We start from the raw sequence: 24,615 nt of genomic DNA, 5'->3' as shown, positions 1-24,615 counted from the left end.
TAATGCCAAGTTCCGTTTAGCCCAGAAGTAAAATGTTAAGAAGGAGGAGAATATCTCCCTTGATTCTTCAGAGCTTACTGAATATCTTCTGGCAGATTTGACAGGAAATCAAACTTAAAGTCATAGTTACGAACTTTGTTACGTTCGTTAAGAATCTTTGTGAGTTCTGGAAGAGTAACTCGCCAAGTATCTGGGTTCCTCCAATCCGTTTTCTTTATGTTACTGCGAACGCTGTCCAAAAAGGGAGAAAACATATCATTGTTAAGCGGATTAGCAATCCCATCTAAGGATACATTATTCCAATTTGGTTCTGCTATGTTAGGCGTCATATATGCGAAAGCTTCTATGTTTGACGAAGTAACATCAACTCCTGGTTGTTCCACAGCCATGATTGTTTTCCACGTCCATCTAGGGATGTGAATTTGTCGGTTTGACAAATTGCTAGGGCTTGTATTTCCCTGATTGATCAACTCTCCATTGAAAAGGTCATCAAGCAACTCAGGAACATTCGTTTTCTTTTGAGTATTTGGATTGTTGCCGATAGCCCCAGCAAAAATGTAGAGCTCTTGCCCCTGATTGGCTCTTTCATCTACCACTTTATCTTCAATATTGAACCAAGCAGAAGTCTCATCTGGATTATCGCTGTCTCCAAAGAAACGATTATTATCCATTGACTGGGCAATCAAATTGGTTGTTAAGTACGTTGCTAATTGGTCTTTGGGATGTCTTCTTCTATCTCTGTCAGGAGACAAATGACCTCGATCCATTCCTAAGCCCGTAAAGATATTTCCATCATAGGTAGACAAGCCACTAGCGAATAAATCGGGATCGGCTATAAACTCAGGTCTTTTTATTAACCCATTGGGTAACTCTCCCGGCTGTGTTTTTGGTCTTGTCACCCATGTTTTGTCTACTTTCCAACCAACCCAGTTGGCAATTTTAGTATCAGCATTGTAAGAAACCGCGTACTGTGGTTTTTCAAGCAGCAAGTTGTTTTTATATGTACTGTTGCTAGGATTCCATCTAGCTTGAGTGGGATTACCAAATTTGAGATGCTCGCTCTTGAAGAAAACATTATCTATGTAAACGGAGTCACCGCCGTCTAAAGAAAAAGTTATTTTCGCTGACTTTCCTCGGAAATCTGCTATTTCTAAATCAGTGAGGTTTAACTTAAGTTGGAAGGTTTCAAATCCTTTTCTGCCAAACCCAATCTTATTTTCAATGTCTGAATAGATGTTCTTAATAGACTCGGTGTTATTGTTGTTGGCTGCATCAATTTGAAAGTTTGCATCTTGTGCCAGATTGATGATTACATTTTTACTTTGTCCATCTATCGTTTCAAGCTTGACATTTAGTGTTCCGCTTTGAGTGGGAGCAAAAACATCAAATCGTAAATTTCCCCAATCCGGTACGACAAAGGGATTGTGCGTGATGCTGTCGCCTGTACCTAATTTTAGAGCATAATTGATTGAACCCGAATTAGACCCTACTACAGGGTTAGATAAAGTAGTAATGCTGTTCCGATTCACCAAGGAGCTTTGCAACACAGACTTATTATCGCCATTGTACAAAGACCAACCAGGAATGGGTTGCGAATCTAGTTGAGCCGCTACAGCATCAAAATTCCCATTAAACAAAGTAGGAACCGCATAATCACCCCGCATCCTAGCCGAGTAAGTATTATCTTCTAACACCGAAACCCGATTATTCTTCAAATAATTCTCAAAGTTACTCAACTCACTTTTAGTCTTCTTCCCACCATCAAAATAAGGTCGTAATTGAGAACCTCCACCTAAAACAGAATGGAACCAACCCGTACCAATTCCTTCCCAAGGAGCTTTAATATCTCCCTGAGTAAAACTAGCATTAGTGTGGTCAGGAGTGTACCAAATCACAGATCTTTGGGTATTTTTTCAGTTATAATTGATGATTTCCTGTTCTATACCTGTAGATTATGGATTTTTTTGTAGGCACATAAACAATTGTGTTTCTCTGATTTGGTAAAGGCTTAGTATGTTTGATCTGACCGGAAACAATTTCTATGGGAATTAAGCCAGGCTCAAAGGCTGGACAGGTTCCCTCTGGTCGAAAATATCGGCAGTAGTTACATCCTTTGTACTCAATCATTTTTTTTACGATTCAATCACTACTACTTGTTCAGGAGGATATAGTATAAAGTATTGCAAGGCCGTAATTTCTACGATATCAATACCTAAATTATTGGGCTAATTTTCCGAAAGTAAGAACTAAAATAGAAATATTATGATGATTACACCAGATGAACTACTAGAACGCTATCAAACTGGAGAGCGCAATTTTGCCGGATTGAGGATTGAGGCTAATACAGACCATCCTGATGTCTTATGCGGTGCTGACCTAAGTAATATTATCTTAAGTGGAATATACTGGCCGGGAGCTAGGCTTAGAGATGTTAAAGTAAGGATTTAGGTCTAAAAACTTGCAGCTTTAACGCTTGCCTGGTAAGGGTTAGAGGGCAAAACAATGGGTTTTGTCTTTCTCTGTTGATTGTCAAGCTTATGACGAGAAATGACAGTTTTTCGTCATAAGCTTGATAATAGAGATTTATTTAGCATCAAGCTCCAGATATAAAGTCTTTGCCCAGCAAGGAATTCAGTTACCTGAATCCTTACGTAAATATCTTTTAAAAAGATTATGAATAACAAAGAATATCTCGAATGGGAAGAAGAAGCCGAAGAAGTTATTCCGCTTCTATCTCTCAACAACCATCACCCAGAGATGGCTGGTGGGGAGGTGGTCGATTTATATAAAGATGGATGGAGAGACTATTCCTCGATCAATTTAGAAGGAACTCTCATCGAGCATGAATACCTAATTGAGATCGACCTAAGTGGCTCTGATTTACACTCAAGTATTTTGAAGGGGTGCGATCTGAGCGGTGCTAATTTGAGTAACGCGAATCTTGAAAATGCTCACTTGAGTAGCGTTTGTTTAGTAGGGGCAAATCTTAGCAATGCAAATCTGGCTAATGTTAATTTATGGAATGCTGACCTGAGCGATGCTAATTTGGAAAATGCTAACTTAAACAATGCAAACCTGTCTAATACCAACTTAATTGGCACAAATTTTAGCGCTGCTAAATGGGAGAATATTAACACTGACGCTGCGTTATTTTGTCATACTATTATGCCAGATGGTAGCCATAAAAGCGATCCAGTTAGAGTCATGGAAACTCAGGAATTGCTTCGGCGCTACGCTGCTGGAGAAAGAAGGTTTGAGGGCATAGTTTTATATCGGGCTGACCTTAGAGGTGTCGATTTACATAACATAATTATGCCTAATGCTCACTTAGCTGATGCTAACTTAAGCGGTGCCAATTTGAAAGAGTCCTGCTTGACGAGAGTTAATTTTAGGGGGGCAAATTTGAGCGGTGTTAATCTGTGCATTGCTAACTTGAGAGGAGCAAATTTAAGCTACACCAATTTGAAAGATGCCAACTTATATGCAGAAATGTATGGTGTAGATTTTACAGAAGCCAACCTGAGTGGGGCTGAGCTTCTGTTCGTGGAATCTGCATTTTTTCGTAACACTACCTTGCCCAACGGAGAAGTTGTTATTGGTCCTAGTGAATATGCTTCTAATTGGAAAAGGTAGGGTTCTATTAGACATCTACAAAAAAGCCTGGGTCGAACAGGCATCCTGCCTGTTCCACACTGATTATTGGAGATGTCTACTTGCCATGAATTTGATTTCTATAAATCATGAAAGTGGCAAGTTTATATTTCGCTTGAGAACATCTCGAATATCTCCAGGAATATTTGAAAACAGGTTAACATTTTTACCTTTAAGTAAGTTTTCAAGTTCTTCGATACTAACTAACCAAGTGTTCGGAGATCGCCATTCAGTCACATTTTTGATTGGAGATAAAACTCGATTTAATTGCAGCTGCTCTCCAATTTCATAAAATGGGTGGACTATTCCTTGCTCCCCAGCATTATCCCAGTCTAGGGCTGATGGTTCGGCTCTGTTAGGTGTAAGAAACGTGTAAATTTTGGTGTCGTGATTAACATCTGGTATCCCTTGACTAGGATGCTCTAAAACCAGATTTGTTTTCCATGTCCAGGTAGGAATGTTAATTCCTTGTTGTTGAAAAGCCTCAGAATTGGTAAACCCTTGATACCTAGAATCGTTGGGGAGAGCATTACTCTTTTTCTGTGGTTCCCAATTTGTGCCATAGCTACCCGCAACAACGTAAACTTGCTTACTATTTTCAGCCATACCTGTTACTAACTGTTCTATATTGTACCACGCAGAGGCTTCTGCGGGATTATTAGGACTGCTAAAAAACAGATTATTGTCAGCGTTTTGCGGGATTAAGTTGGTTCCCAAAAAAGTGGCTAGGTTGTCTTTGGGATGTCTTGTCCGATCTCCTGAAGGAATTATATGTCCTTTGTTAAAGCCAAGACTGGCCCCGTTATTATTTTCATAACTGCTACCACTAATTTGAGGCCAGCCATTAGGTAATGTAGGATCGGCGATGAACTCATCAGCTTGGCGTTTTCCACCAATCCATGATTTATTTACCTGCCAACTTACCCAGTTGGGGGTTTTAGTTGTGCGATTGTAAGATACTGCGTACTGAGGCTTCTCCAGTAGCAAGTTTTCGCGATAGAGGTTATTTTGTGGTTCTTCAGGACTGTACCTAGCTTCAGATGGATTGCCAAATTTAAGGTGATTACTCTTAAAGAAAACATCATCTAAATAAACTCTGGTGTTTCCCTCAACTTCAAACCTCAATTTAACGCTCTGACCTCGAAACTTATCTAGCTGATTGCTTCCAACATGAAATGTTTCAAACCCTCCTCTGCCAAAACCAATTTTGTCAATATCGCTTGCGTATGTCTTTAGTTCATCTCCTGTTGTTGCTGCCAGATCTATCTCTTTGAGAAGATGAGTACCACTGCCAATTATTGGTCGCCCTTGCGGGTCGGTATTTAGTTTAGTTTCCAACAAGACTTTAAGCTTTCCTTTCCCAAACGGTGCGTGGAGATTAAATCGCAAATCTCCCCATTCTGGCATCACAAAATAGTTGTGTACGATTTGTTTTGTCCCACCATCTCCCATTCTCAGGGCAAAATTAGGTCGATCTACATCGTAGCTTATGGCATCTAAGTAACCGCTACTTATTAAGTCTTTTAAGTTTTATAAGCCTGGTATTGCCCTATTCTTTGCAACTTCTTCTCCGATAGTGTACCAATCGACTAAGTGGGATTGTAAAACATCCTCAGATGAACCATTAAATAAAGACCAACCTGGGATAGTATGATCCGACTTTCTAAAAGCAATCGCATCAAAATTCCCGTTAAACAAAGTCGGAACCGCATAGTCCCCCCGCATCCGAGTTCCGAAGGACTTAGTGATATCTGTGTAGGTATTATCCTCGTAAACAGCAGCCCGATTATTGTTCAGGTAATTCTCAAAATTACCTAACTCATTTTTACCTTTCTTGCCCCCAAAATCGTAGGGACGCAGTTGAGAACCTCCCCCTAAAACCGAATGAAACCAACCCGTACCGATTCCTTCCCAAGGTGCGTTAGTATCGCCATTACCGCCAGTAAAATTAGAATTGGTATGGTCGGGGGTATACCAAGTCTTAGTCACATCGGTGATATTATTTGCTGACAAATCTCCCAAGCGGCGGTAAATTCGATCGCCATTTTCTGATGGCAACCGACTTTCATTGAGATTAGCCGTTCCCGCATACCAAGCCCCTGCCGCCCGATGGGAAGCACCGGCCCTGTTATCCGGCGTAAAACCAGCCAGATTGTTAAGCGAAACATTCCAATCTGACTTCCAATTCGTTCCAGAAAGTACCCGCCCGTTAAGAGTATTCCCAATACCATTAGTTTGGTAGTAATTGTCAGCATAGGTGACATTATTCCATACTCTGATTTCCGGGTCGAGAATGTTACGGTAAGTTCCTTCTAAAGAAATAGACTTGTAATTGTAAGGGTCAACAGTCGTCACCTGCAAATCGCGATTTGCCGGACTCGTACCGCCAGCATCAGGTAAAAACGTACCCAAACGCTGGACAATTTCACTATTAACAACAGCCCCCTGCCCGAAACCGACAAAATGTAGCGGTGAATTGAAAACAGCTCCTTGAGTGCGGATTAACTTGCCAGTTGCAGAGTTATATTTCTGAACGGCACCGCCCTCTTTATAAATGTGTTTAGCGACTCCATTAAGTACGATTCCGATTGTAATATTGTCTGGCTCACGATCTGCTATTATTAATATAATATGTAAATATCTTCAAAAAAAGTTATGAATAACGAAGAATATCTCGAATGGGAAGAAGAAGAAGCCGACGAATATATTATGCTTCCTTCTCTCAACGAGCATTGGCCGGAGATGCAAGGTTGGGAGGTAGTCGATTTGTACAAAGATGGATGGAGAGACTTTTCCGGGATGAATTTAGAAGGAATTGTCGAGCAACGTGAATACCTGATTGATATCGATTTAAGTGGCTCTGATTTGCACTCAAGTATTTGGCAGGGGTGCGACCTGAGCGGTGCTAATTTGAGTAACGCTAATCTAGAAAATGCTAATTTGAGCAGCACTTGCTTAGTGGGGGCTAATGTAAGTAACGCTAATCTGGCTAATGCTAATTTATGGTATGCTGAGCTGAGCGGTGCTAACTTAGAGAATGCTAATTTAAACAATGTTAACCTGGTCAAGACGAACCTAACTGGAACAAATTTTTGCGCTGCTAAATGGCAAAATATTAATACAGAATCGGCGTTGTTTTGTCATACTATTATACCAAATGGTAGCTATAAAAGCGATCCAGTTAGAGTCATTGAAACTCAAGAATTGCTCCGGCGCTACGCTGCTGGAGAAAGAAGGTTTGAAGGCATAGTCTTGTATCGGGCCGATCTTAGAGGCGTCGATTTGCATAACATCATTATGCCGAATGCCCACTTGGCTAATGCTAACTTAAGCGGTGCCAATTTGCAAGAGTCCTGCTTGACGAATGTTAACTTTAGGGGTACTGATTTGAGCGGTGCTAATCTTAAAAATTCTTGTCTAGATTCTGCGGATTTAAGCTATGCCAACTTAAAGGGTGCTAATTTATTGACATTGGATATGAATGGTGTCAATTTCACAGACGCTAATCTACTTAGTGCTAAAATCTTTTTCTCTCAAACTGGCCGGTTTCGCAATACAATTTTACCAAATGGAGAAGTTATCGTTGGTCCTAACATATATCCTTCAAATCAGAGATGAGTTTTTCGTCTGATTTGAAGGATGGTTGAGAGAATTTAGATAATTGGATATAACTGATCTTTGAGATAAGTCCGAATGTTATCAGGAAGACTAGACAAAAAGTTTATCTTTCTACCTCCTCTGCCATCAATCAGCTTTTCAAGCTGCTTAATTGTGAGCTGCCAAGTAGCAGGATTACGCCATTCAACTGCATTTTGGATATCCGGCAGAGTCGCAGTTAGTCCTAGCTCAGCTTGAATTTCATTAAAGGGGTGAGGTATGGGCTGCCCAGTAAGAGGCCAATTAGCAAATGGTTCGGTTTTATTAGGTGTCAAAAATGTATAGAACCCATTTGAGATCTTTTGGGCGATCGAGTAAAATCAACAAGATATAGATCAACTCAAACAGGTCAGGGATGAAAATGGGTTATTCCAGCGATGTAAACGACCAAGAGTGGGAAATTATCGAGCCATTACTCCCACAGAAGAAGAAAACCAGACCTCCGGTGTGGACAAAACGGCAAATCCTCAATGGGATATTTTATCAACTCAAGAACGGTTGTAATTGGTCTGACTTGCCCAAAGATCTACCACCATATTCTACTGTCTTCTGGCATTACCAAAATTGGTGTGAGGGCGGTGTACTCGATCAGATCATGACGGAGTTACACAGTCAGGTGCGCCAACAAGTCAAAAAAAACCGCAGTGGACAACCCTTATTATGATTGACTCTCAAGCGGTGAAAAACACGCTTCTATGCTAGTATTGAGTCGAAAGGGTTTTGTTTTTACAAATGCACAAATGGCATCAAAAGACATCTAGCCGTCGATATACTTGGCTTTCCATTCTTTACCCACTGTACCAAAGCTAACTTATCTGATGATCGAGGGCTGATTGAAATGCTTGGAAAAAACATCGATTACTTCAAATCTAAACCTGCGGAACTTCCCAAAACTACCATTTTGTTAGACAACGGGTACCACCCCGATAAACTTACTCAAGCATTGGAGGAGATTTATCCCCAGATTATGACCAAGATTCAATTTGAACTCTCAGCCAAACCATCGAAAGCCGAAAAGGAGGCTAAAGGGCAATCTGGGTTTGTGCCTGTGGCGGCTAGATGGGTAATTGAACGTTCAAACGCTTGGGTGGAAAGATGCAAAAGCTTAGTCAAAAACTTCGATCGCACACTCGCTCGTTCAAATGCCAAACTCAAGCTTTGCTTTATCAGACTGATGCTTAAAAGACTAGCCACCGCGTAAAAAGATCTCAAATGGGTTCTATAGAACCCATTTGATTACTCCTTAACAACAATACGATCTATAAATTAATCTAAACTTTTACAGCTCGTATCATTATTTTACGTTTTTAGCGTCTGGCTCTGCCCAGCAAATTTTAGTTTTACTCTTCCATTTTGTCTGTTGTACTTTTTTTAATTGCCTCATAAACAATTGTATTCTTCTGCTTGGGTAGAACTTTAGTATGTTGAATTTCCCCTGATACTATTATCAGAGGTATTCCTTCAGGAAAGGCACTGCAATTTAGGTCGCCTAAATAATGCCGACAACCACGACACCCTCTATATTCGCTCATTTGATTTTTATTCATTGGAGTATTAAGGACGAACAACTACTACCTGTTTTGGGTCAAAAACTAGGATGCTTTTTCTCCAAGGAACTAGAGGATTTCCTATTTGAATAGCATCGTAACCTTGAGATTTTAAATATTCTGCATATTGATTAATTAACTCTTGGTCTGACAACTGTAAACCATTAGTTAAACGGTAGTTTTATAAGCTGGACTTGTAGGCAAAATCATGTGAATATATTTGGGGAGTTTTTACATTTAACGTTATATCTAATACGGCATCATCGGTGCTGTAGATTTCGGCTACCCTTATATCATTTGATAAATAAAGTCCCGGTCCAAACAATGAGTATCCTCTGTTAAAGTAAGCAGGATCTACCAAATCCGCTACCGATGGGGCTTTTGACTCGGTTGTCACTCCGTCTGCCAAAAAGGTTTTTCGGCTGGTTCATAAACAATTGTATTGTCTTGGTCGGGTAAAGGTTTTGTGTGTTCTATTGGCTCATAAACAATTGTATTGCCTTGGTCGGGTAAAGGTTTTATATGTTCTCCACCTCCGACGACAAAAATTAGTGGTATTCCTTTAGGGAAGGCGCGACAAGTTGGAATCTCGTCTACAATGCCATCTAACAAGTGACGGCAGTCAAGGCATCGTTTATATTCAGCCATTTGATTACTCCTTAACAACAACTACTTGTTTGCGGTCGAAAACTAAATAATATTGCATGAATTCTGGGGTAGTCACGATCGCATCATACCCCTGAGATCTGAGATACTCTGTATATTTATCTATCGCCTCTGATCCTTGTTTACCAATTGTATTACCGTAAATTTTTGCCTCCTCGAAAAATTCCTCTAAACCCGGATAGACTCTGGGGTTTTTTATGTTCAGCACGGTTTTTAATATCGGACCTTTCCTTAGATTGCCATTCTCATCAATGCTAAAATCCTTAGCCCTCTCCTCCTGATTTGTCACATACAAACCTTCTCCGAGGAAACCGCTTGCGAGCCTAGCAGGATTTACACCACCATTCGCAATACTAGCAGCACGAACTGGGTTAGTTCCATGATAGAGCACGCGTCTGCTGTAGCTATTTTTTGTATATTCTTCAGCCTCAGCGAGAGTCATAGAAGATTCCCACTTCTTGCCAAAAGAAATATCGTCAAGGTAAACAGTGCCGTCATTGATTTCAAACTTGAGTAAAGCTACCTTACCGCGCAGTTCTTGCGGGACATTTAGGTAGAAAGTTTCCAAGCCTTCAGTACCATAACCGATCTTGCGAATATTGCTGTCGAGCTCCTCCGGAGAGCTATTTTTTTCATATACTCCTCGCTCTAAATCGATAGTTCCTATTGACGTAAACTGTTCGTAACCAGCTACGTTTGCTTGCATAGAAACCGTAATTTTTCTTCCCGCACCGAGTTGGTCTTGGGGTACGTGCAGGTCGAACTTCAAACTATCGTGTAAGCTGTTTTGATCGGGGACAAGAAAGAGATTATGAATTATTTCTTTAGGTCCATCAGTACCTCCCATCTTCAAGGTATTGTTTTGTCCGGCTAAACCGTAGTTTAATTTTCTTTGCTCTTCAGTTAAAAAGGTATCAATCTCATCCCGTTCATGCAGATGTCTTTGCGACACATTAGGATTGTCGGATACACTTAAAGAGTTGTAAAAAGACCAGCCTGGAACGCTCTGATATGTAAAACGTTTGCTGGCGTCAAAATTACCATTGAAAAGGGTGGGAACTGCATAGTCACCTCGCATCTTGTTACCTATAGTTTCGTCTGTGTAGGTGTTGTCCTCAGTTACGGGCACACGGTTACTTACGTTAGCATCATAGGGGCGTAATTGAGAGCCACCGCCCAGTACCGAGTAAAACCAGCCAGTACCGATACCTTCCCAAGGAGCTCGTTGTTCACCGTGAGTAAAATTAGCATTCGTATGATCTGGTGTGTACCACGTAGGTTTGGTTGGATTGCCTGAACTATCTAATTCCAGATCTCCAAGGCGACGGTAAATCCTCTCTCCATTCCTTGAGGGGAGTTGACTTCCGCTAAGGTTAGCTGTTCCTGCATACCAAGTTAGAGCTTGGTGAGGCCTTCCATCCGTGCTATTTTCAGTAAATCCAATCCGGCTCAAGCCATCAGAACCACCAAGGTGTACGTTCCAATCCGCCTCCGCAATTCGCCGACCAGCAGGGGTATTGATTTCCTGTGTATCCAGAGCGGGGACGTTTTGATAATAGTTATCGGCATAGGTAACATTTTCCCAGATTCGCACGGATGGATCGCGGAAGCTTTTTAAGGAGCCTACCAAGTAATCTTGGTCGAAATCATGAGGATCGATCGTTGTCATCTGAAGGTCGCGGTTTACAAGGCTAATACCACCAGCGAGGGGAAAATAACTTCCCAAACGCTGGACAATTTCATTGTTGATCGTTGCACCCTGACCAAACCCAATAAAGTGCATAGGTGAATTGAAAAGGGTGTTTTCCAAACCTTGATTTAAAGCTACCAGTGAAGCAAAAAAGGCATCTGCGGCTGCCTCAGTAAAGCCAGAGTTGAATGCGGTTGCTTCTGGTGGCTGTTCCCATCCAGGGATTAGTGTCAGTGGTGCGCCAAATTTATGACTTGGAGGGGAGAAGGTTGTGGAGCCATCAAAATTCAGCCACCCCCATTTGTTAGTAGCCCGATCGTAACGCATGACCAAACCATTTTCTTTAGTCAGGTGAGAAGCCATCTGCTCGAATTGGCGGTCTATCAAATTAGGTTGAGGTTCTAAGCCTCGCGTTAACACCGTAACGCTGCTGAAAGTATTGCTACCAGAAATGGGAGTCGGCAGTAAAGTCTTAAACTTATTGGTAACAACTTTTTTTGCCCCTTTATTCGTCGTAGCTTCCACAGCCCAATGATATTCCTGACCCGCCGTCAACATTCGATCGCTAGAAAGAGTAAACTCCTCTGAAGAACCAGCCTTAGTTTTCCCATCCCAAGTCCACGTACCGTTTTCCCATTGAGCAGTCAGAACCCGATTCGGATTGTAATCTTTGTCGTCCTGCGAATTTAACCCATCCCACCGATCGCCCGGCAACAAGCCCTTCCCTTGCGGAAAAACGCTTACATAAAGATTGACCTTATCGACATCAGTATCAGGCTTAAAACCAGGAAGACCGCAGGGTTCATTCTCACCCTTCAAATCCCACTGAAAAGTAGGAGTTAAAGGATTGCTATCATTCTTGCTATCCCCGATCGGTCCTTTTAATTCCAACCAGTTTTTAGCATTCGCTATTGCCAAACCTTTAGGATTTCCACCGATACCAATGGGAGCGCGTTTCGTACCATCCGGGATACCAAAACCAAAGTTATTAATCCAATTTCCTTCGATAATTTCGTAGTCGGCCGCAATACTGACAAGAGGGTTGATATCGTCAATAGGCACGCGGACGAGGTCGGCAGTTGTCGCATTTCGCTGATTGCTTGCCTGGAAACCCCAAGTATCCACACCCCTGTCGCGGGCGTCAAGCTTGTAATTACCCGGATTCTCTATAGCCTTAATCATTTGCTCAACATCGAAAACGTAGGAACTTCCTCCCAAACCGAAGGTGGGATAGGAAGCAATCAAATATTTGCCGTCACTCGAAAGCGCTAGGTTGTTAGTTAAGCTGCCCGGAATCGGTCGAGTCGCAGCCACCAATTGAGGATTGGGGTCCAGTGGGTTTGCGATAATGCCTATATTTCCACCCTCGCGCGTATTTATCTTTGCCCTAGAGTTGCGGCCGGCAACAAACGCATATTTCCCGTCTTGCGTTACTGTTACAGCCACTGCCTCGTTGACATCAAAATAGTCAGTGGCCACGCCCAGCGACAAAGGAGCGTAGTTGACTTTAGCACTAAAATTGAGGGGGTCTTCAGACGTAATTTCGAGCACTCCGAAGCCCTTGCCGTCATCCTGAAGCTTTATCTCCTCCCCATTACTTATGGTGCGGACACTAGCAAATCCGTTGGTGAACACCATTTTCTTGGGGTCGGAAGTAGCAGCTATGCCCTCTGTCTCCGATAGGGTGGGAATTACTTTAATCTGCTGGTGCCACTTCCGCTCGTTAGAGCCCTGAGCGCTCGGTTTGTCGGCGGGGTCAATGTTGACAGCGTAAATGCGGCGGTTAGGTGTTTGTTCGTTATTGTCGGAACCAGTAGCGAACAGTCGGCGCCCGTCGCTGCTGATAGCCAACTGGCTCAGTCCCAGGGGTGATGTGACGTTAATTGTCTGGATAACAGTATGATAGGTTGCTGAATTCGGGTTGATGTCGAGGACGTAGATGTTGGGGCGATTTTGGTCGGCAATGTAAGCGTAATTGTCTTTGGGGTCGATCGCAATAGCTTGTGGTCTGGCTCCAGAGGGCAAGCCAATCGCATCCACAGTTGCCGTTTCTGGGGTAGTATCTATCTCTCGCAGCGCCATCAAATCCACCACAGACACCCGACCGGTGTCCCGCAGAGTCACGTAGGCGCGGGTAGCATTGTTAGTAGCCGCGATCGACTCCGGTCGGTCTGATGGGATATTGGGATTACCCACAGGAATGTTAAAAGCAACCGCTAATTTATTGCTGTTCTGGGTTTCAACAGTTGATAAAGCGTCTTTGAGGTTAATAACGTTGATTTTGTCGCCCGTACGTTCTGTTACCAGCGCCAATTCAACGCAGGTAGGAGCGAGGCGGATATTTTCTTCACTTTCTAGTTCGACAGTCTCGTAATCTCCAGTACCCGGTCCGAAGCGCTTTTTCTGCTTTCTCGACACTACAATGCTGGATTCGCCGAGGGGTACGGTAATCGGAATTTTGACAGCAATTTTGTAGCTATTTTCTCCCAAATCGGTGTTTTTATCCGGTATCAATGTGCCTGGATAAGTTTTGTCGCCGACGCGGAAGCTGACTGTTAAGTCTTTAAATTCACCGCCTAAATCATTGGAGTTATTCAGGAAGTTGCTGCCTGTCAGGACGACGGTTGGTTCGCCATTTTCCAACTTATATTCAGCGGATTGAAGCACTGGAGGTGCGAAGGGGTCTGCTGGGAATAGTGTGGGTATGTTTAGAGTGGCTGTGACGCGGGGAATCCCTTCTGGATCGAGTTCAACACCCGCCGGAGTGACTACAGGTAAACCGACTTCAGGAATGGCAATAATTTTCAATCCAGATTTCAGGTATTTAGCCAAGTAAGCCAGCAGTAAAATTGTAGCGGCGAATTGAGCTGTGGTGACGGCGGCTATACCGATTAAACCGGCATTGGCTGCTAAAAAGCTGTTTTGGAGACCGACATTTGTTGAGAGAAGGGAACCATTTGGGAGACCGACATTTGTTGAGAGAAGGGAACCATTTATATTGGAGGTGGTGAGCAACTTTTCCAATGCCAACTTCTGTAACTCCAGGTCCGGCATTGCTATCATCGCTATTTCGGCAGTCTCCAAAATACCGGTAAATGGTGGAGAATTAGTGCGAATAGTACCGCTGGCATCGACTACACCGGATTCTTGAATCAGCCAAATTGGGGAATAAATATTGTTAGCATCCGGCAGCGAACCTTTTCGCAGGAATAAAATTTCGGTACCAGGAGATAAGCCGGCAGGGGCAGGAATTGCTAATTGAGCGGGAATTTTCAAGGAGTTGTCGCCCAAGTCTAAATTGAAGCCTCCGGCGAACTGCAAACCGTCGGGAAGTTGTAGCGATAGATCATTGCTGGTTAGAGATGTCAAGCTAATAGCTGTATTTTCGGCAAGAGCACCGGGCGGCACCATCACAATTGAACCGTCACTGCCAGTAACTGCACCGCCATTTACTCCTAAAATTGTTCCGGCGATGGCGGGAAGGGAGACTCTTACTGGCACGACTTGTTCGGCGGCTCCGTGAATGACAGTGACGTTAGTAACTCCTTCTTTTATAGCGGTAATAACGCCGTCTGAATTCACTTGTAATAGGTTGGAGTTTCCGGGGAAATAGCGAGTTCCTGTAGAGCCGAATTTCAGATCGGGGGATTTGATGATATTTTCAATTCCTACTAAAAGCGAGCGTCCCATTCCGGCTGTCATTGTGACTGCTTTGGGATAGACATTCAAACCGTTAATCTCGGCTAGTGCTCCATTGAATTCTGCATCGTTGGTTGGGGCTGGCAATTTTCCTACTCGCACTGCTGTTACTGCTTGCAGGTTGTTGCGACTTGCGCTCAAAACTGAAGTACCGTTGACCAAACCTGTCACTTTCCCCGTTGGATCAATTGGTGCTACTTCTGGATTGAATGAAGTGTAAGTTAGATAAGAATCTGGGAGCACTACACCTTTTTGGTCGGCAAAGTCTCCGAGTACAATCAATTCCGTATTTTCTCCTGCATTAAGTCGGGGATTTCGCTTCACAAAATCTAGATTTAGCAGGGGAACATCGCTGACGTTGACTGTCACCCGCGCGGGCGTTGAACTCCCAAAAGCGTCGCTGGCAAGGAAATCAAAGCTGGCAATTCCAGAGAAGCCGGTTGCTGGTTTAAAGGATGCTTTGTTCGTTAAGGGATTGAAAATTACTGTGCCGTTTACTGGATTGAGGACGCTAATTGTCAGAGGGTCGCCCTCTGCATCTGTGGCAAGATTGTCTAATGAAATAGTTGTCTCTAATTCTGTATAAGTCCGAGTGCTTGTCGGTGAAACAACGGGCGGATTGTTGTCAGAATTCGGGGGATTGGCTTCGGCGAGCAATTGTTGTCCTAGGGGAGTATTTCGCCATTCTTTGTCAGGGTTGATGACTGTATCTAGCAGCGGTGCGTTTCCGGTTGCGCCACTAATTTTAAAGATTAGGTCATTGTAATCTCTGTCTGAGTTAGCGGATGACATATCTTCGAGGGCAAAGGTGTTACCGCTGCCCGTAATGTCGGCTATTTGTAGCAGATGACCGGTATCGTTGGGATTGGCTGTGGCGATACTGAATAAGGGACGGTTTTCGGGAAACAAATCCCACAGCCAGGAGTATTGGAGGGATGATTGTACTGTACCGCTGGGTACGAACATGACGGCAAAAGTGTCTCCAGGGGTCATGTTGAAAGTTTTGATACCCTGATATTCTCCTGAACCGAAGTCGTATTCTCCCGGCATCGAACCGGTGAATTTGGCTCCTTCTGTACTGTCGCGGATTACAATGTTTCCTAATGTGGAATTAGTTAGGACTCTCCTAGCAGCTTCGGCGATGAATTCTGGAGTACCAGGTGTAAATGCTTCCATTCCTGAAAGACTAAAAATGCCGATTTCGCCAGTAAAGTAGCCGCCGTCAAATACATAGTCAAATTTGACTTGTCCTTGGTTATCTACAAGGAAAGTGCCACTGGGTGAATTGGCTGCTGCTGTTATTGAGAGATTTGTTGAGGGATTGGTATTGCTTTGGAAGTCGCCAGTACGCTGTGTTGAATTGGGTTGAGTGTCTGCAATATTGTCTGAAAGTTGAGCAGATTCTTCGGTTGCTGACAGTAGCCAACCGCTTGTCATCTCTGCGGATTTGGGCGCAATTTCAGGATCGGAATACGCTGGTAAAACAGCGACAGTTTCTGTGGGATTTGAATTGCTATTATAATTGTTTGAAGTGAGTTTAGGTGGGGATTTAAGAGTTGAGGGTGAAGCGCTTGTTTCGACTTCTGCTATCTGTGTCGTAACTGCTGCTGTCTCTGATGGAGTTGAGAAGAGTGCTGGGCTTTTCTCAGTTTCTAATTCCGCTGCTGTGAAGGAAACAGTAATGTTCCGTTCGATTGTATCAGCAGTGAATTCTGCTGTCGATACCGAATCGGTTTTTGTTGGCAATTCGCTTTCAATTTCTGATGTTATTTCAGGAAAAACGCTCTCATTTTCTACCGTAGCCGAATCGTTTTTTGTGGGAATAATTGACTCAATTTTTATTGGCAATTGTTCGGGTACGGTAGAAACGTTGGAGTTGCTTTGTTTGGGTGATTGTTCGCCAACGTTAGAACTGAGTAAGTCTATTTTTGCAGGAGACTTTTCCGCAATTGGAGCGATAACTGACTCTGTTTCTGCGGGAGGTTGAGAGATGCTGGAAGTTGCATCTTTGTCGGTTTTGATTAATTCAGCATCTGCTGATTGACTGACAATAGATTCTGTTTTAACTGGCTGTTTAATTTCCGAAACTGAGTCAGTATTGTTCGGAGTTTTTTCTGGGGTGTTAACTGCTGCTGTTGCTGTCGTCACCGTTACATTTTCACTGGCTGCTGTTTTTGGTATTGCAGCAGGTTCGATTTTTAATGGGTCAACTTTTCCTGTATCATTCTGTTTGTCAGTTAAAGATTGAGTGGCGGTTTGTACTGGCTTTTGTAAATCGGTTGATTTGACTTCTGCACTGATATTAGTGTTAGGTAAAACTGGGTTAGATGTGGCTGGGATTAATGGGGCTGTTGGGGGCTGTGTTGTCGGTGACTGTTGAGAATCTGAAATGGGTTTTTCGGTCGGTATTGCATCGACTTTTGGGGATTTTTTATCTGAGTCTATTTTGGCGGCAGCTTCGGTAATAGGAAGCTGTTTGTCTGAGTTTTTTGTTTCTGAAGTCTGGGCAATTGGAGCTTTTTTATCGGAGTCTATTTTGTCAGAAACTTCGGCAGTACGAGATTGTTCGCCTGAGTTGGCTTTCTCCACAATTGTGGAGTTTTGAGATTGCTTGTCTGAGTCTATCTTGTCGTCAGTTGTGGCAACTGGGGACTGTTTGTCTGTAGAGGTTTTATCAGTTGAGGGAATATTTGGACTAGCCGCAACAGTTTCGGTTGAATTTGTTACTGCAATTTTCTCGGATTTTTCTGATGAAGTTGTACTGCGATCTGGTATTATGGTTGATGCAGTTGCAGGTGATGTTTTTTTCGGCTCAGAGCGATCGGTTGATACAGTTGCAGGTGATGTTTTGTTCGGCTCTAAGTTGTCAACCGTTGATACAGTTGCAGGTGATGTTTTATTGGGTTCTGAATCACTTTTGAGTGTAGCCCCTGACGATAAAGATGTTTTGTTATCTTCGGGTTTTGAACTCGTTTCAGGGGTTGCGGGTAATGGTGTTTTTTCCGAAGCTTTTTCTAAGTTTGTGGATGTAGTTATAACGGGTAATGTTTTGTTATTTTCTTTTTCTGAGTTGGCAACTCCGGTTGGGAGTAATTGTGTTTTATTTTCAGGTAATTTATCACTTGCAGTGGTTGTAGCAGGTGTGGTTTTATTAATTTCTGAGTTACTGACTAACGAGCTGATTGCAGGTGGGTGAGGAACGGGTTTATTAGAGTCAAAAGGCTCGCTATTTGAGGCAGTTGGATTCGGGTTTGTCAGGGGATCTCCTAAGTCCGAGTCGAGTTTGCCAATTAGAAGGTCAATTTCAGAAGTGGTTGAATCCCTGGAGTAGCTGTTAGTTTTGGTGGCACTGGTTTTAGCAGAAGGTATGCTGTTAATATCGGAGGCTTTGTTAGTAATAAAAGCATCGGTTTCGGCTCGAATGAATTCGGATTGTGGCGGCTTTGCGGTTTCTATTAAGTTAGGTTGTTCAGAGTTTGATGAAGATCCGGGAGTTTGATATAATAAGGTTTTGTTAGTCTGAATTCCCGGCAGTTGTGGGGCAAAAGTTGGGGCTAGTCCGGGAATTAAGGATTCCACTTCTGTTAAAGGTTCTCTAATCGGGTCGGTTAAAGGCACTCTGGACACTCCTTGAAAAATGGTTAATTTCTTTTAAATCATTATTCAGCGGTTACTCATCATTATCGGGTAGACTCGATTATAAAGATATTCGGAAAAATACAGAAGTTCAGAGTTTTTTTGATGTTGCTAGTCTGTTATATTTGCCGTATATTTACTGATAGTTTTTAAAGTTATGCTAAATCTTTATGAAGGTAACTTTTTTCAGGCAGGAAAATACTTAAATAACCGATCGCACATCCGGTCTCTCTCTATTACTATCGGCTTGAAGTATTATTAATCCCAGATGTTGCACCAATATCAATAAGGGGCTTTTTTGTGGGTGGGGGCGGGTTTATTTAACCTGTCTGCACCCCTTAAAGCTTTTGGTGAACCCGCCCCTACAGGTTTTTGATTGCGGGTACGATATCTGGGATCGATACTCACCCGTCAGAAAATCGAGCTCTTGTTTAACGACGGTTTGCCCTGGATCGCGATCGCGCCCTCTACAGTTAATTGTCAGCCCTTTCCCCGATCGCAAACTTTCCTTCCCCGAACCCTTCCCCTTGCTCTCGGCTTCCTGTAAAGTAAATAATTGTAAAGAAATATGAGTTTTCTCTTATCCTCTGGTTAAGACCGCCAGCTAACATTCACAATTAAGACCCGGATTAGAATTTCCTATGTCACAGCTTTTCCCCCGCAAATTTCTAGCCTCTGCTGTCGCCTTTTTTCTGGCTTTGTCGGTGTGGACGATCGCACCTGCGGCCCATGCTTTCAACAATCCCGATTTGTTGCCGAAGACTCAGACGCCGATTATTGATTTAGCTAAAGCCCTTACGGATATTGAAGAAGAGGGTTTGGCAAAAAATTTAAACGCCTTTGAAGCCGAAACCGGTTGGAAGCTGCGAGTGCTGACTCAGTACGATCGCACGCCCGGTTTGGCTGTGAAAAGTTATTGGGGCTTAGACAATAAAAGTGTATTGCTAGTTGCTGACCCGCGCGGTGGCAATTTACTAAATTTTAATGTGGGCGATGCGCTGTATCCACTGCTGCCGCGGACTTTTTGGGTGGAACTGCAAACCCGCTACGGCAATCAGTTTTTTGTGCGGGACAATGGCGAAGATCGATCGATCATTGAATCTTTGGAGTCGATAGAAGGCTGTTTGCGTCAGGGCGGTTGTCGCGTAGTTCCAGGTTTGCCGAGGGAACAGTGGGTGCTGACTTTAATTACGTCGGTGCTGGGCGGCGTGATCTGCGGGTTTGCGGCTCAGCCTCGGAAACCGGGAGACGGTGTGTCTTGGCAGTGGGCGCTGATTTTTTCGCCGCTGTGGGGGATTCTGTTTTTGGCCTTCGGAATTGGGCCGGTGGTAACTCGGACTTCTGATTGGTTGCCTTTGGCCCGAAATGTTGCCGGTTTTGCGATCGGGGCTTTGGTAGCATTCTTGACTCCAGTATTGGGCAAGTCTCCTTCAGAAGAAAGTTAGTTTTTGATGAGTCATTAGTTATTAGTCATTAGTCATCAGTCATCAGTCATCAGTCATTAGTGTGACTCTTGGCGCTCTTTCATCACTCTCGAAAAATAAAAACCGCATCCAATCAATGAAACCCTACTAAATGGACAATTAGCGATCGCTTGGGCGATCGGAACCCATGCCTTGAACCCCGAGGGTGAAAGTCCTGCTCTATAAGACTTTCAGCTTTTACCAAAAAATGGGGTCTAAAGCCCCGTGCTTTGAGTATCGGCTTTTGGTATAATTATATTGGTTGGAAATCCCATGGTGGTGGCTTGTTAAGACTCCTTGAACCAGAAAGCAGAGTTGATATCTGCCAAATATTGGGTAGCGAAAGCCAAGAAAAACATAGCTAGGGGAAATAAGTTAAGTACCCAAAGAAACAAAAGCCATGATTAATTTAATCTAACAGTACCTAAGGGCATTAGGAATCTGCCTCGTTCGAGGGAAAGCATGGGGAGAAGACTGCCTCTACTATCAAAGGGAAGCCTGATATAGCAAGCCGACTTCTGTGAACCATGAATTAGAATCCCCGTCCGCGACGGTCGGGGAGTATGTCAAGGAATCTGGCGACCGCAACCAAGTTAACTCGTGAAAAACCCGGTTTCTCTGCCTCGCGCGCAAGTCCAAAGAAACCGGGTTTTTTAGCTTTTTTGTCGGCTGTAACGAAGTATTGCTGTGAAAAAACCCGGTTTCTAGACACCCTGCGTAATTTCTGAAACCCTTGATTAGACTGCTTCTTCCTTCTTCCTTCTTCCTTCTCCCCTCTTCCTTCTTCCTTCTTCCTTCTTCCTTCTTCCTTCTGTTATGACTAAAAGCTGGTAAGCTGATACCTGACAACACACAGGCGACAGCTATCCAACAAATGGAATGGCACGTAAGCGATGCCCAGAGTCTGGGATTAATCGATAATGAAATTGGCGACCACGGTTTTTCTGCGGCGGAGTACGAAATAGTCCGCCGTGTGATATATGCGACTGCTGATTTTGAGTACAAGTCTTTAATTAGTTTTTCCGATCAGGCTTTGCAAGCTGGGGCGGCTGCTTTGGCTGCACGAACTACGATCGTAGTAGATGTGCCGATGGTACAGGTGGGCATTACGCCGCTGATCCAAAGTACCTTTGCGAATCCGGTTTACTGTTCGATGGATGCTTTGACGCGCCCTCAAAAGGAACGGACGCGGGCTGCTTGGGGGATTGAAACTTTGGCTAGACGCTATCCTGAGGGGATTTTTGTGGTTGGCCAGGCTCAAACTTCTTTGTCGGCGCTGGTGGATTTGATTGAGGCTGAGGAAATTCGACCGGCTTTGGTGATTGGAACGCCTTCGGGGTTTGTCGGGGTTGACGTGGCTAAGTCAAGGCTGCACGATTCGATGGTTCCTCATATTCGGATTGAGGGGCGCAAGGGTTCGGCGGTGGTTGCTGTGGCGATTGTTAACGGTTTGGTGGATTTGGCTTGGCAGGCCTATGGCCAAGAGGGGAACAGTTGATCGGGTTTATCAGAATTTAAAGCCGACTCGCAGAGGTTCCATTTGTTAAGATACTACTCTTGGCCATCGATGCTCTAACCTTCGGTTGTTTCTAGGCCGAATACTCGATCGAACACTTTAGTCACTTTATAGCCGGAATCTATGGATTCGAGCGGGTCTTTCCGCAATCGGTGGCGCAAACACAGAGTCATTACCTTGCGAATATCGTCCACAGTGACTTCTGTTCGGCATTCTAAGGCGGCGTAAGCTTTCGCGGCCCGATTTGTGACCAAATCGCCTCGTAGCCCGTCTACGTCCAATTCGGCGCAGACTTGGGAAATTTTTACTCGCAAATCGCGATCGAGATTTACGGATTTTAATCTTTCTTGGGCTTCCACCAATTTCTGCTGCATATCGTCTTGTTGGTGCTGATATTTGGCGAGAAACTCGGGCGGATCTTGGTCAAAACTCGATCGTTGTTCGACAATTTCTACTCTCAGATTAGGATCTTTTACAGTGCGAATTTCTGCGTGCATTCCAAATCTGTCAAGCAATTGCGGCCGCAATTCTCCTTCTTCTGGATTCCCGGAACCAATTAAAATAAACTTAGCTGGGTGGCGGATTGAAATCCCTTCTCTTTCAACTGTATTCCAACCGCTGGCGGCGGAGTCGAGCAAAACATCGACTAAGTGATCGTCGAGCAAATTGACTTCATCGACGTAAAGAATGCCGCGGTTAGCTTTAGCTAAAAGGCCTGGTTCAAAAGCTTTAACTCCTTCGGACAAAGCTTTCTCAATGTCGATCGTACCGCACACTCTGTCTTCGGTAGCGCCGAGTGGCAAGTCTACCATTTGTACTTTTTTGCGGGCGATCGGCATTGTACCGTGATGCAAAGTGCGATCGCGCACTTCATCGCTCATCAAATCTGGATCGGTGGGATGGCTGTTAAAAGGATCGTCAGCCACGACTTCAATTTCTGGCAGTAAATCTGTGAGGGCGCGGATTGTGGTAGATTTGCCTGTACCGCGATCGCCCATAATCATCACTCCGCCAATTTTGGGATCGATGACATTCAAAAGCAGCGCCAGTTTCATCTCCTCCTGGCCAACAATCGCAGTGAAGGGAAAAACAGCGCGGCGGGGGGCGGTGGCGGTAACGGTTGGTATAGCGCCCGCATTCAGGTTATTGCTGACTTCGGCAGTAGGACTCACAATAAATTCTTTACTCTAATGACAGTCCTCTATTGTGACATACAGGGGTACATTAGTCGATCGAAGGTTGTTCAGGGTCAAGCCGAGTCGGCTTACAGAAATTAATAGGCTCATATAATATCGTGTAAAGTCAGTCAAGAGCTATAATTATGAGATAGTTATTTATCTCTTTCATTTAATCTATTTCATTGGCAGATATTGGCTGAGTGATTCTATCTAATTAAAAGTTGAGTTCCTCTATGTTAATTGATTTTTCAGTCACTAACTTTAGGTCAATTAAAGAAGAGCAAACATTAAGTATGATTGCAGACTCTTCCAGCAGGAAGAATGAGAATACTTTTGTGCCGATCGAAGGCAATAAACTGCGATTGCTTAACTCGGCTGCGATCTATGGAGCCAATGCTTCTGGTAAATCAAATATTCTCAAGGCTTTACATAGACTTATTTCCTATATTCAGACTCTCAATATTGATGTCGATCATAAAATTCCTTATTACGAACCATTTAAGTTAGATGAATCGCGATTAAGCCAGCCTTCTATTTTTAAGCTGAGTTTTATTCTTGAAGGAATTATGTATGACTATCAAATTGCTTTTGATAGTCGAGAAGTTCATCACGAACAGCTAGATTTTTACCCTAAAAAAAGAAAGTCAAACTTATTCATTCGTACAAAAAATGAGGTCAAACGCGGTGATTATTTTCAAGACAAGCGCTCTTTTTCAAATAAAGCTTTAACTAAATATCCTTATTTATCAAAAGTCGCTCGTGAAGAACATGAACAAATGCAAAAAATCTATGAATACTTAAAAACCTATGCTTTTTTCCCAGCCTATGATAATCAAACAAAAAAATCATTAATACGTCATGTCAACCAATCATTACAAGGAGATGAAAAACTGAAAAAGAAATTAAGTAAGCTCATCCAAATTGCCGACACTCATATCGATAGAATTAATATTGAGGAAAAATCAATGACTTCTGAATTTGATGAAGAGATGCCAGAGGATATTAAAAATTTAATAATGAGTGATAAATATGAGGTATTTGCAGTTCACAAAACATTTAAAAATAATGTGTTTACTGGTGAAAGTGAATTTTCATTTTTTCATGAAGAATCAATAGGAACTATGACACTTTATACTATTGGCACTCTAATTTTATTTATTTTAAATGAAGGTCATATTCTAGTTATTGATGAATTAGATAATAGTTTACATCCCAAACTGTGTAAGTTTTTAATTAAGTTATTTCACCATCCGTCAACTAATCCCCGTAATGCCCAACTAATTTTTGCTAGCCATGAAACTACATTGCTCGATCGAGAATTGTTAAGAAAAGACCAAATATGGTTTACCGAAAAAAATAAATATGGTGAAACACAACTCTTTTCTGCCCAAGACTTTGACAAGGTAAAAGGTGATGAACCTTTTGACCAATGGTATATGCAAGGTAAATTTGGTGGTCAACCTAATATTAAAGAAGTTGAATTTATGTTTGGTGATGAATAAAAAAAGAGAGAATAAACGAAAACAGTTAAAGCAGTCGATCTACATAGTATGTGAAGGAACTAATACAGAACGAATTTACTTTGAGGAGATTGCTCAACAAGATGATGTGTTTGAGAAATATGCGGTCAAAGTTTATCCAAGTGAAGAAGACCAAATCAAAGCAGCAAAAAAAGAAGGTGAATCTATTAAAACAGATGCGATGAATCTGGTCAAACTCGCCAAACAAGAAATAAATAATTATGATGAAGTTTGGGCAGTTTTTGATAAAGATGGTTATACCAAACACGAACAAGCATTTTCAGAAGCCAAGAAACATGGTGTGAATCTTGCTTTTTCAAGTATTGCCTTTGAGCATTGGATTTTATTGCATTACGAACAGTATCGAACTGCTTTCCCTAAGTCCTAAAATG

At 42.9% G+C, this 24,615-nt stretch carries 15 protein-coding genes; 8 read left to right on the top strand and 7 right to left on the bottom strand.

Annotation, left to right across the window (positions count from 1 at the left end; all coding sequences use genetic code 11):
- Window positions 1–74: 74 nt before the first annotated feature.
- Window positions 75–1,715 carry a DNA/RNA non-specific endonuclease gene (locus tag JGK22_RS11660; RefSeq protein ID WP_293193953.1) on the bottom strand — a complete coding sequence of 547 codons (1,641 nt, stop codon included), beginning with the start codon at window positions 1,713–1,715 and terminating at the stop codon, window positions 75–77.
- Between the two features lie 958 nt (window positions 1,716–2,673).
- Between JGK22_RS11660 and JGK22_RS11655 the strand changes: the two genes are divergently transcribed.
- Entirely contained in the window at window positions 2,674–3,633 is a 960-nt protein-coding gene (locus tag JGK22_RS11655; protein WP_293312915.1) for a pentapeptide repeat-containing protein, read from the top strand.
- Between the two features lie 105 nt (window positions 3,634–3,738).
- Here the strand turns inward: JGK22_RS11655 and JGK22_RS11650 are convergent, their stop codons facing one another.
- Together JGK22_RS11650 and JGK22_RS11645 are read right to left on the bottom strand one after the other, a co-directional pair.
- Entirely contained in the window at window positions 3,739–5,103 is a 1,365-nt protein-coding gene (locus tag JGK22_RS11650; protein ID WP_293208442.1) for a DNA/RNA non-specific endonuclease, read from the bottom strand.
- A 78-nt stretch (window positions 5,104–5,181) separates the two neighbouring features.
- Window positions 5,182–6,063: a hypothetical protein gene (locus JGK22_RS11645; protein WP_293208439.1), complete on the bottom strand. Its 882-nt coding sequence runs from the start codon at window positions 6,061–6,063 to the stop codon at window positions 5,182–5,184.
- A gap of 243 nt (window positions 6,064–6,306) precedes the next feature.
- Between JGK22_RS11645 and JGK22_RS11640 the strand changes: the two genes are divergently transcribed.
- On the top strand, window positions 6,307–7,269 hold the full coding sequence (locus JGK22_RS11640) for a pentapeptide repeat-containing protein (protein WP_293208436.1): 963 nt from the start codon (window positions 6,307–6,309) through the stop codon (window positions 7,267–7,269).
- Between the two features lie 35 nt (window positions 7,270–7,304).
- Here the strand turns inward: JGK22_RS11640 and JGK22_RS11635 are convergent, their stop codons facing one another.
- Window positions 7,305–7,583: a hypothetical protein gene (locus JGK22_RS11635; RefSeq protein WP_293208433.1), complete on the bottom strand. Its 279-nt coding sequence runs from the start codon at window positions 7,581–7,583 to the stop codon at window positions 7,305–7,307.
- A gap of 86 nt (window positions 7,584–7,669) precedes the next feature.
- Here JGK22_RS11635 and JGK22_RS11630 point away from each other — a divergent pair, with 86 nt between their 5' ends.
- Together JGK22_RS11630 and JGK22_RS11625 are read left to right on the top strand one after the other, a co-directional pair.
- Window positions 7,670–7,972, top strand: coding sequence for a transposase (locus JGK22_RS11630; RefSeq protein WP_293208430.1), 303 nt, complete (start codon window positions 7,670–7,672; stop codon window positions 7,970–7,972).
- Window positions 7,973–8,011: 39 nt separating this feature from the next.
- Complete coding sequence (locus JGK22_RS11625; protein ID WP_325315439.1) at window positions 8,012–8,509, top strand: transposase; 498 nt, start codon at window positions 8,012–8,014, stop codon at window positions 8,507–8,509.
- 739 nt (window positions 8,510–9,248) lie between these two features.
- On the opposite strand, the gene JGK22_RS11620 is transcribed toward JGK22_RS11625, so the two are convergent.
- Together JGK22_RS11620 and JGK22_RS11615 are read right to left on the bottom strand one after the other, a co-directional pair.
- Window positions 9,249–9,503, bottom strand: coding sequence for a cytoplasmic protein (locus tag JGK22_RS11620; protein WP_293186102.1), 255 nt, complete (start codon window positions 9,501–9,503; stop codon window positions 9,249–9,251).
- 4 nt (window positions 9,504–9,507) lie between these two features.
- The gene (locus JGK22_RS11615) at window positions 9,508–18,528 is read right to left on the bottom strand and encodes a DUF4114 domain-containing protein (protein ID WP_293312913.1); all 9,021 of its coding nucleotides are present in this window, start codon (window positions 18,526–18,528) and stop codon (window positions 9,508–9,510) included.
- Window positions 18,529–19,187: 659 nt separating this feature from the next.
- Here JGK22_RS11615 and JGK22_RS11610 point away from each other — a divergent pair.
- Both JGK22_RS11610 and JGK22_RS11605 read left to right on the top strand, forming a co-directional pair.
- Window positions 19,188–19,991 (top strand): TPM domain-containing protein, encoded by an 804-nt coding sequence (locus JGK22_RS11610; RefSeq protein ID WP_293186972.1) that lies wholly within the window; start codon window positions 19,188–19,190, stop codon window positions 19,989–19,991.
- A gap of 892 nt (window positions 19,992–20,883) precedes the next feature.
- The gene (locus JGK22_RS11605) at window positions 20,884–21,507 is read left to right on the top strand and encodes a precorrin-8X methylmutase (protein ID WP_293186971.1); all 624 of its coding nucleotides are present in this window, start codon (window positions 20,884–20,886) and stop codon (window positions 21,505–21,507) included.
- A 74-nt stretch (window positions 21,508–21,581) separates the two neighbouring features.
- Here the strand turns inward: JGK22_RS11605 and bchI are convergent, their stop codons facing one another.
- The gene (gene bchI, locus JGK22_RS11600) at window positions 21,582–22,667 is read right to left on the bottom strand and encodes a magnesium chelatase ATPase subunit I (RefSeq protein WP_293219523.1); all 1,086 of its coding nucleotides are present in this window, start codon (window positions 22,665–22,667) and stop codon (window positions 21,582–21,584) included.
- Window positions 22,668–22,936: 269 nt separating this feature from the next.
- Between bchI and JGK22_RS11595 the strand changes: the two genes are divergently transcribed.
- On the top strand, window positions 22,937–24,205 hold the full coding sequence (locus tag JGK22_RS11595; RefSeq protein WP_293191874.1) for an ATP-binding protein: 1,269 nt from the start codon (window positions 22,937–22,939) through the stop codon (window positions 24,203–24,205).
- Entirely contained in the window at window positions 24,198–24,611 is a 414-nt protein-coding gene (locus JGK22_RS11590) for an RloB family protein (protein WP_293177796.1), read from the top strand. Before JGK22_RS11595 ends, JGK22_RS11590 begins: the two co-directional genes overlap by 8 nt.
- Window positions 24,612–24,615: the final 4 nt, after the last annotated feature.

Source organism: Microcoleus sp. PH2017_08_TRC_O_A (assembly GCF_020738665.1).
Taxonomy (GTDB): Bacteria; Cyanobacteriota; Cyanobacteriia; order Cyanobacteriales; family Microcoleaceae; genus Microcoleus.
Note: the sequence above shows the minus strand (reverse complement) of the source record. Positions and strands in the feature narration are given on the sequence as shown.